This is a genomic window from Amycolatopsis sp. NPDC001319, assembly GCF_042896185.1.
Taxonomy (GTDB): Bacteria; Actinomycetota; Actinomycetes; order Mycobacteriales; family Pseudonocardiaceae; genus Amycolatopsis.
On record NZ_JBIAWY010000002.1, the window covers coordinates 943,137 to 955,953 of the forward strand.

11 protein-coding genes are annotated in these 12,817 nt (G+C 71.6%); 8 read left to right on the forward strand and 3 right to left on the reverse strand.

Annotated elements, in window-relative coordinates:
- Window positions 1–37 precede the first annotated feature (37 nt).
- Window positions 38–538 (forward strand): MarR family winged helix-turn-helix transcriptional regulator, encoded by a 501-nt coding sequence (locus tag ACFY1H_RS09620; protein WP_386945748.1) that lies wholly within the window; start codon window positions 38–40, stop codon window positions 536–538.
- Here ACFY1H_RS09620 and ACFY1H_RS09625 read toward each other — a convergent pair.
- Complete coding sequence (locus ACFY1H_RS09625; protein WP_386945750.1) at window positions 514–2,145, reverse strand: acyl-CoA synthetase; 1,632 nt, start codon at window positions 2,143–2,145, stop codon at window positions 514–516. The genes ACFY1H_RS09620 and ACFY1H_RS09625 overlap by 25 nt on opposite strands.
- Before the next feature lie 124 nt (window positions 2,146–2,269).
- Here ACFY1H_RS09625 and ACFY1H_RS09630 point away from each other — a divergent pair, with 124 nt between their 5' ends.
- Complete coding sequence (locus ACFY1H_RS09630) at window positions 2,270–4,504, forward strand: protein kinase (RefSeq protein WP_386945752.1); 2,235 nt, start codon at window positions 2,270–2,272, stop codon at window positions 4,502–4,504.
- 7 nt (window positions 4,505–4,511) lie between these two features.
- Here ACFY1H_RS09630 and ACFY1H_RS09635 read toward each other — a convergent pair whose 3' ends face one another.
- Complete coding sequence (locus tag ACFY1H_RS09635; RefSeq protein WP_386945754.1) at window positions 4,512–4,985, reverse strand: hypothetical protein; 474 nt, start codon at window positions 4,983–4,985, stop codon at window positions 4,512–4,514.
- A 55-nt stretch (window positions 4,986–5,040) separates the two neighbouring features.
- Here ACFY1H_RS09635 and ACFY1H_RS09640 point away from each other — a divergent pair, with 55 nt between their 5' ends.
- Entirely contained in the window at window positions 5,041–5,793 is a 753-nt protein-coding gene (locus ACFY1H_RS09640; RefSeq protein WP_386945756.1) for an FHA domain-containing protein, read from the forward strand.
- Between the two features lie 176 nt (window positions 5,794–5,969).
- Here ACFY1H_RS09640 and ACFY1H_RS09645 read toward each other — a convergent pair whose 3' ends face one another.
- Window positions 5,970–7,094: an alpha/beta fold hydrolase gene (locus ACFY1H_RS09645; protein ID WP_386945758.1), complete on the reverse strand. Its 1,125-nt coding sequence runs from the start codon at window positions 7,092–7,094 to the stop codon at window positions 5,970–5,972.
- A gap of 181 nt (window positions 7,095–7,275) precedes the next feature.
- Between ACFY1H_RS09645 and ACFY1H_RS09650 the strand changes: the two genes are divergently transcribed.
- The 5 genes from ACFY1H_RS09650 to ACFY1H_RS09670 all read left to right on the forward strand — a co-directional run bounded on the left by ACFY1H_RS09650 (window position 7,276) and on the right by ACFY1H_RS09670 (window position 12,815).
- Window positions 7,276–8,208 (forward strand): MurR/RpiR family transcriptional regulator, encoded by a 933-nt coding sequence (locus tag ACFY1H_RS09650; protein WP_366581966.1) that lies wholly within the window; start codon window positions 7,276–7,278, stop codon window positions 8,206–8,208.
- A gap of 114 nt (window positions 8,209–8,322) precedes the next feature.
- Window positions 8,323–9,099 carry a hypothetical protein gene (locus ACFY1H_RS09655; protein WP_366581965.1) on the forward strand — a complete coding sequence of 259 codons (777 nt, stop codon included), beginning with the start codon at window positions 8,323–8,325 and terminating at the stop codon, window positions 9,097–9,099.
- Between the two features lie 613 nt (window positions 9,100–9,712).
- Entirely contained in the window at window positions 9,713–11,005 is a 1,293-nt protein-coding gene (locus tag ACFY1H_RS09660; RefSeq protein ID WP_366581964.1) for a sugar ABC transporter substrate-binding protein, read from the forward strand.
- Window positions 11,002–11,988, forward strand: coding sequence for a sugar ABC transporter permease (locus ACFY1H_RS09665; protein WP_366581963.1), 987 nt, complete (start codon window positions 11,002–11,004; stop codon window positions 11,986–11,988). Before ACFY1H_RS09660 ends, ACFY1H_RS09665 begins: the two co-directional genes overlap by 4 nt.
- On the forward strand, window positions 11,985–12,815 hold the full coding sequence (locus ACFY1H_RS09670) for a carbohydrate ABC transporter permease (RefSeq protein ID WP_364048234.1): 831 nt from the start codon (window positions 11,985–11,987) through the stop codon (window positions 12,813–12,815). The genes ACFY1H_RS09665 and ACFY1H_RS09670 overlap by 4 nt, the downstream gene beginning before the upstream one ends.
- Window positions 12,816–12,817 lie beyond the last annotated feature (2 nt).

The following is a 12,817-nucleotide window of genomic DNA, read 5'->3' on the forward strand; positions in this document are numbered from 1 at the left end:
GATAAATACCGGTGTCATACAGGGGTTTGGAGTCCGAGTGATCGAACCGACTTTCGCAGCCTCGAAGCTCGCGGATCGGCTCGCCGAGACCGGCGACACACTCGACGTGCTCGAACTGGCCACCGCGGTGCTCGTGCGCAACTTCGAGCTGCTGCGGCGGCGCACCGACGCCTACGCCGAACTGGACCAAGCGGAGTACCTGCTGCTGCGCACTTTGGACGAACTGGGTTCGGCGGACGTCGGAACGCTCGCCGGGGCACTCGGGCTAGACCCGTCCACCGTCGGCAGGCAGGGCTCGGTGCTGCTCGGCAAAGGACTCGTCGAACGCAGCCCCTCGGCCGCCGACCGCCGGCGCAGCATCCTCACGCCGACGGAGGAGGGGCGCCACCGCATGCGCGTGACGCAGTCGCGCCGCCGCAACGCGTCCGCGGAGCTGCTCGGCGACTGGAGCGAAGAGGACCTGCGCGCCTTCGGCTCGCTGCTGAGCCGTTACAACAAGGCCGTCGCCCGGCGTTACCTGACGGCGCCCGACGACTGAGCGCCCTGCTCCCCCGCGGCCAGGTCCGCGTGGGTGTCTCGTAGTGCCCGCTTCACGATCTTCCCGCTCGGGTTCTTCGGCAGCGCGTCGGTGAAGACCACGTATTTCGGGCACTTGTAGCCGGCCAGGTGCTCCCGCGCGTGGACGAGCACGGCCTCGGCCGTCAGCTCCACGCCCTCGCGCGGGACGACGGCCGCCGTCACCGCTTCGATCCAGCGCGGGTGCGCGACGCCGAACACCGCGACCTCGGCCACGCCGTCCAGGCGGTAGAGGGCTTCCTCCACCTCGCGGCTGGCCACGTTCTCGCCGCCGGTCTTGATCATGTCCTTCTTGCGGTCCACCACGGACAGGTAGCCCTCGTCGTCGAGCACGCCGAGGTCACCGGAGTGGAACCAGCCGCCGGCGAACGCGGCGGCCGTCTTCTCCTCGTCCTCGTAGTAACCGAGCGTCGCGTGCGGGCTGCGGTGCACGATCTCGCCGACCTCCCCGGGCGGCAGCTCGCGGCCGTCCTCGTCGACGATGCGCGTCTCGACGTTGAGCGAAGCGCGGCCCGCCGAGCCGGCCTTCGGCAGTTGCTCGTGCGGGCGCAGGATCGTGGCGAGCGGCGCCATTTCGGTCTGGCCGTAGAAGTTCCAGAACTCGACGTCCGGCAGCCGCCGGGCCAGCTCGCGCAGCACCTCGACCGGCATCGCCGAAGCGCCGTAGTAGCCCTTGCGCAGGCTGGAAAGGTCGGTGGTGTCGAACGCCGGGTGGCGCAGCAGCGAGATCCACACCGTCGGCGGCGCGAACAGCTTCGTGGCGCGCTCGCGCTCGACGGCCGCCAGCAACGCGGCCGGGTCCGGGCCGGGCAGGATCACGCTGGTGGCGCCGAGGTAGACGTCCACGGAGAAGAAGCAGTCCAGCTGTGCGCAGTGGTACAGCGGCAGCGAGTGGACCTCGACGTCGTCGGCGCTCATGCCGCCGTCGATCACGCACGACACGTACTGCGCGATCAGCGAACGGCTCGACAGCAGCACACCCTTCGGCCGCGACTCGGTGCCGGAGGTGTACATCAGCCGCAGCGGGTCGTCGTCGGCGACGGCCACGCCGGGGTCGGTCTCGTCGCCCGGGCCGTCGATCCAGGTGTCGACGTCTTCCCAGTCTGCCCAGTCCTCGGCGGTGCCACCGAGGCGGCCGCGCACCACGTCCCCGAGCCCGGCGCGCTCCAGCGCCGCGGCTCCCGTGGCGAGCAGCGCGTTTTCCGCGATCAGCCCGGACGCTCCGGCGTGGCCGAGGATGTAGGCGATCTCGTCGGCGCCCAGCATGAAGTTGACGGGCACGAGAACGACCCCGAGCCGGGCCGTCGCGAACGTCAGCACCACGTACTGCAGGCAGTTGTGGCTCAGCAGCGCGAGCCGGTCGCCCTTGGCGAGCCCGCGCTCGGCGAGGCGGTGGGCGCAGCGGTTCACGGCGGCGTCGAACTCCGCGAAGCTCAGCCGTCGCTCGCCGTCGACCACGGCGAGCTTGTCCGGGTACCGCGCGGCCGTGCGCCGCAGCAGGTCACCGACGGAGTGTTGACGCGCGTGCTGGATCGCTTCGCCGGTTTCGGCGCTGAACGGGCTCGGCATGGTCCGGAGTTTCATCCACCGCCGCGCGGGGCGCAACCCTGGCGCGCGGCCGCAAGCGGCCGAGCCGAGCGGCACCCGGGCGTGACCGGTTAAGCTCCGTCGGCGCACCTCGGGGGACGAAGAAGTGGACGAGACGGAAGCACCGACGCTCGATCGGCCGGACATCACCGGCCGGCTGCCCCGATATCGGCTGCTGCGCCAGCTCGCCAAGACGAACATGAGCGAGGTCTTCGAGGCCTACGACCTCGTGGCGCAACGGCCGGTGGCGCTCAAGGTCGTCGGGCCGGAGTTCATGGCCGAGCCGGGGTTCCGCCGGCGCTTCGAGCGTGAGACGAGCATCGCGCTGGCGCTGGACCACCCGCACGTCGTCGCGTCCTACGACGCCGGGTTCTCCGCCGACGGGCACCTCGGCTACCTCGCGATGCAGTTCGTGCCCGGCACGAACCTCGCACGGCTGATCCACCGGCGCGGCGCGTTGTCGTTCGAGCAGACCGTGGCGATCGGACGCGGGGTCGGCGCCGCGCTGGACGCCGCGCACGCCCGCAACCTCGTGCACCGCGACGTGAAGCCGGGCAACATCCTGCTCGAAGCCGCGACCGGTGGCGTGTACCTGTGCGACTTCGGCATCGCGCGCAACCTCGACCTCACGCGGCTCACGGCGACCGGCGGGTTCCTGGGCACGATGAACTACGCCGCGCCCGAGCAGCGCGAGGGCCGGCCGGTCGGCGCGGCCGCCGATGTGTACGCGCTGGCGTGCGTGCTCTACGAATGTCTCTCCGGCAGTCCGCCGCACCACCACGCCGACTTCGCGCACCCGGGCGTCGCCGCGTTGCGCCGCGCCCTCGACCGGGATCCGGCCAAGCGGCACCGGACGTGCGCGGAGCTCGTCGACGACCTCGTGGCCACGACCCGGGCTGCCGAACGGGCCTGGCGCCGCAAACGCCGATGGCAGGTCGTGGGCATCCCAGCCGCCGCGCTCGTGGTGGTGGGCTTGCTCGTGCTGTGGTTCACCACCGGCGGTTCGCCGGGCACCGGCGACTCGACGCTGGCCCGCGTGCCGACCGCTCTGCGCGACGGGTGCGCCGCGGCGAACCGCCCGGCACCCGGCGCGACCGCCACGGTGACGTGCCACGACGCGTCCGGGCAGGCGACGACCACGGCACTCTACGCGACTGCGCAGCAGGTCGCGGCCGCGTACGCCGAGGCTGTCACGGGCGCCGGCGTCGACACGGACCAGGGCGACTGCGCGAGCGCGCCCGGCGGCGAACACCGGTACCCCGCGACCGGGCCCGCGCGGGGACGAGTGCTGTGCCAGGACCGCAACGGCACCGCGACCGTGGTCTGGACCGACGAGCAGGCCCGCACCGTCACCCGCGCCGAAGCACCCGACGACGTCGCGCTGCGCACGGCGTGGGCCGGCTGGACGAACTGGGCTCCCGCCGCGTTTCCCACCCCGGACGAGAAGGCCCTCCTCGACGTCGCCGCCGGCTCCGCGTGCCGGCGAGCGGCACCCGCGGACCTCGACGCGTACTCGGGGGCCGTCGCGGGGATCACCTGCACGCCGCAGGGCACGGGCGCCCGCCAGGTGTCGTACTACCGGTTCGCCGACGTGCCGGCGCTGCGCTCGGCGTTCACCGGTCTCGTCGGCGCGGCGAAAGCGCCCAGCGGCAGCGGGTGCCCGGGCGGCGCTTTCCTCGGCACGACGCGATTCGACTGGCTCAGCGTGGACCTCGGGCAGGTGCTGTGCCACCCCGGTCCCGAGGGCACGGTGGCGATGGACTGGAGCCTCGAAGCGTTCTCGATGATCGGCCACGTCACGGGTTCCTCGCCCGACGCCACCGGCGGGTGGTGGTCGCAGTGGCACCTCGCGCCGTTGAGCCGGATCGTGCGCGAGGTGAACACCCACGCCACACCGGCGTTCCCCACTGACGCCGAGCGCGCGTTGCTGCAGCACGTGCCGCCGCAGTCGCGGCTGAACTGCGTGCGCCCGTCAGCGGACCAGAAGTGGCAGGACCTCGGTGCGGTGACCGCGGTCGCGGCTGTCGCGTGTGGACGGACGAGCGGCGCCGGGCTGGTGGTCTACTACCAGCTGCCCGACGCCGCGACGATGCGGCAGGTGTTCAACAGCACCGGCGACAGCGAAGCCGCGTGCACGAGCCTGCCGAAGGACTTCTCGGGCGACCGGCCGTACTCACGCGGCGGGCGCACGGGCCGGCTTTCCTGTGCGACCGAGGATCCCGGCGGCGAGCGCGTGCTCAAGTGGACGGACGACGCGACGGGCATCGACACGGTCGCCCACCGCGGCAACGATCCGTTCGCGCTGATCGACTGGTGGACCCACGACGCCGGGCCGGTGTGAGCGCTTTTCAGCCCTGTACGGTCCCGCCGACGGACGCGCTGCCGCTGATGTGCGAGCCGGGCGAACCCGCGCCGGCGGCGCCGGTGTGGATGCCTTCCTTGCCGTCGACGATCGAGAACATGTCGACGGTGCCCTTGGTGCCACCCGCGTAGGAGATTTCGAGTGTCCACTGGTGCGGTTTGCCGTCGGCGGGCACGGTGAGCGACTGGCGCCACGGCAGGGTCACCGCGCCGGTCTGCTTCGTCTCGCCGTCGAGGGTGTACTTGATCTGGGTCAGCTTGCCCTCGCCCGTCGCGTTGAGCACGAGGGTGTGGGGCTCGCGGTCGGGCACCGAGGTCGGGGGCGGGGCGACCGAGGTGGACGGCGCGGGTGCGGAGGTCGCCGGCGGCGCCGCCGCGGGGGCCGGGTCGCTCCCGCACGCCGTGAGGGCGGCGAGCAGAGCCGCGGCGGCGGCCGCCCTGGCGGTGGTGCGAAGATCCATGCGCGCACCGTACCGGCCTGCGACGGGACCGGTCCCCGATTCGAGAGGACCCGAGGTGGCCCCTTTTCCCGCTGACGATCCCGCGTCCGAGACACCGGGCGCCGTCGTCGTCCGCGGCCTTGCGGGCACAGCCGTGGTGCTGCCCGCCGAGTACGCGCGGCTGCCGTTCGGCCGGCAGCCCGGCCCGGACGGCGTCAAGGTCGGCGAGGACGACCCGCGCGTGAGCCGGGAGCACGGCGCGCTGACCTATCGGCAGGGCTGGTGGCTGCTGAGCAACTCCGGCCACACGCCGATCGAGTTCTCCCCCACGCGGCTGCTGCACTCCGACGACGAGCCCGAACCGCTGCCGGCCGGCTTCACCACGCTGCTCGTGGTCGGCTCGGGCGGGCGCAAGCACCCGCTCGAAGTCCGCGTCAACGCGCCCGACCACAACCGCCCGATGCCCGTCACCGGCCCGACCCTGCCCGGCCGGCGGTGGGACCTCACTCCCGCCCAGCGGCTCGTCCTCACGGTTCTCGGCCAGCAGTACCTGCGGCGGGAGATCCAGCCGCAGCCCATGAGCCGCGGCCACGTCGCCGAGATCATGGGCGCGCTCGAGCCGGGCGGCGAGTGGGACGTGAAGAAGGTCGACCGCGTGATCGCCGCCGTGCGCGACCGGCTCTCGGGTCAGGGCGTGCGCGGGCTCAAGCGCACGGAGGTGCCGGAGCCGATCGGGAACTCGCTCAACCACAACCTGCTGACGGAGCTGGCGATCACCACGAACTCCCTGACCCGCGCCGACCTCGACGTCCTGGACCGGCTCGACTGACCGGCGCCACGGTGCGGCGGCCGGAAGTCCTCGGCGAAGATCCGCACCGTGACCACCGTCGCCACGCCGACCGGCTGGGCCAGCTGCCGAACCACCCGACGAGCACGGACCCGGGCAAACCCGCGCAAAGCCGGACGAGTGGCGGCCATGTGCGGCACCGCGGCGACCGGGGCTGGTCACCCGGCGAGCTTCGTCTCCAGCCACGCCACCACGCGCTCCCACGACGGGTTCGCCGGGTCGATCACCTCGAAGTGGCCCGCGCCCGGGACGTTGAGGGTCTCGGCGGCGTAGGGGCTGCTGGCCTGGGCGGCCGGGACGATCTCGTCCGCGTCGCCGTGGACGATCAGCAACGGGACGCCCGTGTCTGCCGGGGTGGCGACGGTGTAGCGGTCCGGGACCGCGGCCGGGGTGCCGCCGAGGAGGGCGGCGACCAGGCCGTCGCCGGCGAGGGCGGCGACGGCCGGGACGTACGCGGGGTCTGCTTCGACAGGGGCGCCGGCCGGAGCCGGCAGATCCGGGTCGGCCAGTTCACGGCCGAGGCGGGCGTCGGCGGCCCCGCGCAGGTCGAGCAGGCCGGCGAGGGACACGACGGCGACCGGCGTGATCTTCGGGCCCGCGCCGGGCGCGGAAGCGGGCAGAGCCGGGCGCCCCGCGGCCCAGGCCGAGAGCTGGCCGCCGGCGGAGTGGCCGACGAGGACCACCTTCGAGACGTCGAGCGCCGGGTCGAGGGTGGCGACGGCGTCCACGGCCGCGGCGAAGTCGGTCAAGGTGCCCGGCCAGCCGCCGCCGGGTTCGCCCAGGCGGCGGTACTCGACGTTCCACACCGCGAACCCGCGCGCGACGAGGTCGTCGGCCAGGCGGGTCATCTGGCGGCGGTCGTACAGCGCCGTCCAGAACCCGCCGTGGGCGAGCACCACCACCGGGAACGGCCCGGCTCCCTCGGGCCGGTACAGCTCCCCCACCTGCGACGGCGAAGGCCCGTACGCAATGGTCCGGACCCTCGCGCCCGCCGGGTCGTCGTAGCGGACGCCCCGCTCGGAGCTCACCAGAGTGTCGAGCGTGGCGAAGAACGCGGCGATCTCCGGCTGGTTCGCCCCCTTCGCCCGCGAGGCGTCCCACGCCGTGTCGTCGGTCCACTCGACGAAGTCCAGCCAGGTGTCCGCCGAAACCCGCACCAGGCGCGCGGCCACGAATCCGCGCCGGTCCCGGCGGAACGCCTCCACCATGCCCGGGCGGGCGTCCAGCATCGCCTGGGTCCGCTCGGGACGGACCGTGAAGGTCGTCAGCTCGATCACCGACATCGTGGGCTCCTCGGGTCGAATTAGTCACCAAAAATGACTAACACGGACCCTAGCCACCCCATTCCCGGCGGGCAACCCGCGCCGCGGATCGGCGGGGCACGCCACACCGTCCACTGTGGTCCCGCACACGGCGGCGCCGCGGACCACTACGATGCAGGCGAGCCGACAGGAGAGTGATCCGATGCCCGACGACGCCACCCCCGCCGACGGCGGCGATTCGCTCACCGAGCGGATCACCGGCCGCCTCGCCGGGATGTCGCGGGCCGAGCGCGCCGTCGCCGAGTACCTGCGCCACCACGCGCGCGAGGCGATCTTCGCCACCGCCGAGCAGATCGGCTCGGCCACGGGCACGAGCGACGCCACCGTGGTCCGCACCGCCAAGACGCTCGGCTACAGCGGCCTGGCCGACATGCGCCAGCACCTCGCCCGGCAGGTGGTCACCGAGACCAGCCCGTCGATCGAGCTGCGCCACCGCCAGATCGGCGAGCCGACCGGCGAGCCCACGACCGTGCTCGCGCGCGTGTTCACCGAGGCGACGGAACGGCTGGCCGAGACCTGGCGCCTCGTCTCGGAGGAGGACTTCGAGAAGGCGGTCGACCTGCTGGCCGGCGCGCGTGAGGTGCTGGCCTTCGGCATCGGCCCGTCGAGCTTCCTCGCCGGGTACGTCGCGCTGCGCCTGGGCCGGATGGGGCGGCGCGCCCGCGCCAGCGGCGCCACCGGGTTCCGCCTCGCCGACGACCTGCTCGGCCTCGGCGAGGGCGACGTCGTGGTGCTGTTCCTGCCCAGCCGGCTCCTCGGCGACATCGAGGTGCTGCTCGACCGCACGCGCGAGGTCGGCGCGCACACGCTGCTGATCACCGACTCGCTCGCGCCCGTGTTCGGCGACCGCGTGGCCGTGGCCCTGCAGGCGACGCACTCCCCCAGCAACTTCACCGGCGAGATGCTCAGCGCCGAGGTGCTGGCCGACGCGCTGCTGCTCGGGCTGGCCTCGCGCGACGAGGACCACGCCAACCGGACCTCGGAGCTGCTCACCACGTTGCGCTCGCGGCTGATCCAGGGCGACAGCCGCGACTACGTGCCGCGGCGCAAGTCCGGCAACCCCCGCAAGGGCTGACCGCGCGCCCGGAATGTCCGGGGTTCACGGCCGGCGTGATCGCATTTGTACGGCGCGTGTATCGGCTCGGGCGAACCTGGTTCCCACACCCACTGGGGATCAGGAGGACCGAGGATGAGAATCGCGAAACGCACGCTGGGCCTGGTCGCGTTCGCCGCGGCACTGACGCTGTCGGGCATCGCGCCGGCGCTGGCCGCCGACGCCAGCGGCACCGTGCACACCGACTCCGGCGCGCCGCTCACGGTGCGCTCGGCGCCCGGCACCGGCGCGAGCTCCGTCGGCACCATCGCCGACGGCACGGCCGTGGTCATCGACTGCCAGACCACCGGCGACACCGTGACCGGCAAGTACGGCACCAGCAACATCTGGGACCACGTCGCCGCCAAGGGCGGCTACATCACCGACACCTACGTCTACACCGGTTCCGACGGCCGCATCGCCCCGGACTGCACCGGGGTCCCGACGCCGCCGCAGAGCACCTGCTCCACCTCGGGCCTGGGTGACGCGAAGACCTGCGCGGAGGCCGTGGCGTACGCCAAGACCCGCGTGCACACCACCAACATCGCGTCCTACGACGGCTGGTGCGACCGCATCAACGCCCAGAACTACGGGTTCTCCGCCAGCGGGTCCGAGACCGCGTACGTGCACTGGACCCAGATCCCCGCGCAGTACAAGCACGCCGGCGACCAGAACGTGCCGGCCGGCGGCCTCGCCTTCTTCTCCAACGGCGGCGCGGGCCACACCATGATCTCCATCGGCGGCGGCCAGTTCCTGTCGAACGACATCCACGGCGCGGGCACCTACACCCAGACCACGATCTCGGAGATCAAGAGCAAGTGGGGCCAGACCTACCTCGGCTGGTCGCAGCCGTGGTTCAAGGTCAACCACTGACCGGTCTGCCACCGAACCTTCGAACGCCGCACGAACCCGCACCGCTCGGTCCACCGCCGAACGGTCGGCCCTGACCCGCTCGGGGAGCGCACCACGGCCCCGCCCGGCACCCGCCGGGCGGGGCCTTTCCGTATCTCCGGCCCTTTGCCCGGCAGTCGGTTCGCGGTGTTCCGGACAGCGGGACCCGCCCGCCCGAACCACGGCAGCGGCCTTCCGTACGCTCGCGGGAGCGATGTCCGTTCCGAGGCCTCGCCGAGCCGCGCCGATTTCCCGCCGTCCGCGCGCCAGGCGGACCAGCCCGTACCACTGGACCGGGCCGCGCCCCTTTTCGCGGACAGCTTCTGTCCGCGCCCCGCGTTCCGGCGAGGTCTTCACGAACAACCGCCACGGCGGGACAAACCCTGCCCGGTAAAGGTTTTCCGGTGCGCCACCTGCACTTTTGCGCCGCGCGTTGGTAACCGGCCGGACACGCAGCGTCAAACTCCGCGTCGCGATTACAACGTCTTGGCAACCGGCTTGACACCAGCTGTGGTCCGGACCACTCTGCTCAACATTGGTCTACACCATTTGTCACTCGACCGGCCTGGGGGCCGGACACCGAAAGGACAGACAAGTGAAGCGCTGGCTCAAACTGGCGGCGGGTGCCGCCGCCCTCACCCTCGCGACAGCCGGGTGTGCCGGTTCGGGCGGCGGTGACACCGCGTCCGGCTCGGGTGGTTCGGACGGTGGCACGCTCACGGTCTGGCTCATGGACGGCTCCGCGCCGGACAGCCTCACGGGTGCCCTCAACAAGGAGTTCGAGGCGGCCCACGCCGGGGTCAAGGTCAACTACCAGATCCAGCCGTGGAACGGCATCCAGCAGAAGCTGACCACCGCGCTCGCGAGCGACACCCCGCCCGACGTGATCGAGGTCGGCAACACCCAGACCCCGGCGTTCGCCTCCGACGAGGTGCTCACCGACCTGTCGGCCGACGTCAACAGCCTCAACGGCTCGCAGTGGCTCACCGGGCTCAAGGCCTCGGGCGAGTACGAGGGCAAGACCTACGGCGTGCCGTTCTACGCCGCCAACCGCGAGGTCCTCTACCGCAAGGACATGTTCGAACAGGCCGGCATCACCGCGCCGCCGACCACGGACGCGGAGTGGCTCGACGACATCGCCAAGCTGAAGGCGAAGTTCGGCAGCGACAAGGACTTCCAGCCGCTGTACCTGCCGGGTCAGTACTGGTACGCCCTGCTGTCGTTCATCTGGGACAACGGCGGCGACGTCGCCAAGGCCGAAGGCAAGGGCTTCAAATCGACGCTCGACTCGGCCGGTTCGAAGGCGGGCCTCGAGTTCTACAAGCAGCTCGTGGACGCCTCCGGCACCACCGCGCCGAAGGACAACGACGAGGCCACGCCGCAGCAGGCCGGCATCTACGGCGGCGGCAAGGTCGCGATGTTCATCGGCACGCCGGGCGAGGTCGCCACGGCCGCGAAGACCGACCCGAGCATCGCCGACAAGACCGGCGCGTTCCCGATCCCGAGCAAGACCGCCGGCCAGTCGGCCCCGGTGTTCCTCGGCGGCTCGAACCTGGTGATCCCGCTCAACAGCAAGCACGCGGACCTCGCCAAGGACTACCTGAAGCTGCTCACCAGCACCAAGTACATGAGCCAGATGGCCGCCGCCGGCTACGTGCCGGGCACCTCGACCGACACCAGCGCGCTGGACAAGGACCCGCTCGGCGGCGTGATGGCGAAGGCCTCGAAGAACGGCCGCGCGGTGCCCACCAGCCCGAAGTGGGGCGAGGTCGAGGCCGGCCAGAACCCGCTGAAGGACATGCTCACGGCGTACCTGACCGGGAAGAAGTCGATCGACCAGGCCACGGCTGACGCCAACGCCGCCCTCGACAAGATCATCGGCGGATGACCGCCACCAAAGTCGTGCCGATGCCGGCGGGGGCCACCCCGCCGGCATCGGCGCGCGTCACCCCGGAGAAGCCGCGGCGCCGGGTCGGGATCGGCGAGCGGATGATGCCGTACCTGCTGCTCCTGCCCGCCCTCGTCGCGGTGCTGGTGCTGCTCGGCTGGCCCACGATCCAGATGCTCGGCATCAGCCTGCGCAAGCTCGACCTGCACGAGCTCGTGACCGGCAAGGCCGTGTGGATCGGGTTCGACAACTACACCGAAGAGCTGACCGACCCGGAGTTCTGGTCGGTCGCGGTGCGGACGGTCGTGTTCACCGCCCTGCTGGTGGCGGCCACGCTGCTGGTCGCGCTGGTCATCGCCGTGCTCATGCGCCACCTCAACCCGGTGGTCCGGATCATCCTGCAGATCTCGCTCGTGCTCGCCTGGGCCGTGCCGGTGATCGCGACGACCACGGTGTTCCAGTGGATCTTCGACCAGCAGTACGGGATCCTGAACAAGACCCTGGACCGGCTGGGGTTCCACTCGTTCATCGGCTACTCGTGGTTCTCCACCGGCGCGAGCACGCTCACGGTGATCGGGCTGCTGGTGCTGTGGCAGGCCGTGCCGTTCGTGGCGTTCACGCTGTACGCGGGCCTGCTCGGCGTGCCGCGGGAGCAGTACGAGGCCGCGGGCATCGACGGCGCCGGGCCGTGGCAGACGTTCCGCGCGGTCAGCTGGCCCGCGATCCGGCCGATCCTGACGATGGTCACGTTCCTGTCGGTGCTGTGGGACTTCAACATGTTCGGCCAGGTCTGGGCGATCCGCCAGGGCGGGCCCGACGGCGCGAGCACGACGCTCGCGATCCTGCAGTACCTCAAGGGCATCGCGGGCAGCCACTTCGGTTCGGCCGCCGCGATCGCCACCATCATGCTGGTGCTCCTGCTGCTGGTCACCGGGCGGTACGTGCAGCTGCTGGTTCGTTCGAAGGACGGTGAGCTCGCGTGAGGAAGTCCCTGACCCAGCGGGTCACGCTCTCGGTGGTCGGCGTGCTCGTCGCGCTGCTGTTCTTCTTCCCGACGTACTGGATGTTCACCACGTCGCTCAAGACGCCGGGCGAGGTGCTCTCCCCCAAGTACGACCTGTTCCCCACTTCGGCGACGCTGGCCAACTTCGCGTCGGCGCTCACCAAGCCGGGGTTCGTGACCTACCTGAGCAACAGCCTCATCGTCACGCTCGGGGCCGTCCTCGCGGCGCTGGTCGTCGGGGTGCTCGCGGCGATCCCGCTCGCGCGGTTCCGCTTCAAGGGGCGCAAGGGGTTCCTGCTGCTGATCCTGGTCGCGCAGCTGGCGCCGCTCTCGGCGCTGTTCATCCCGATGTACCTGCTGATGCGCGACCTCGGGCTGCTCAACACGCTGCCCTCGCTGCTGCTGGTGTACTTCGCGACGTCGCTGCCCTTCACCGTCTGGATGCTCTACGGGTTCATCAACGGCATCCCGTACGACCTCGAAGAGGCCGCGATGATCGACGGCTGCAGCCGCGCGGGCGCGTTCCGCCGCGTGACACTGCCGCTGCTGGGCCCGGGTCTGGTGACCACGTCGGTGTTCAGCTTCATCACCGCGTGGAACGAGTTCCTGTTCGCGCTGGTGTTCATGCAGGACAAGCCGAAACAGACGCTGCCGGTGTGGCTCTCGTCGTTCAAGACCGCGTTCTCGGTCGACTGGGGCGGCATCATGGCGGCGTCGGTCGTGTACGCGATCCCGGCGCTGATCTTCTTCCTGATCGTGCAGCGCAAGCTGGTGTCGGGCCTCACGGCCGGCGCGGTGAAGGGGTGAGC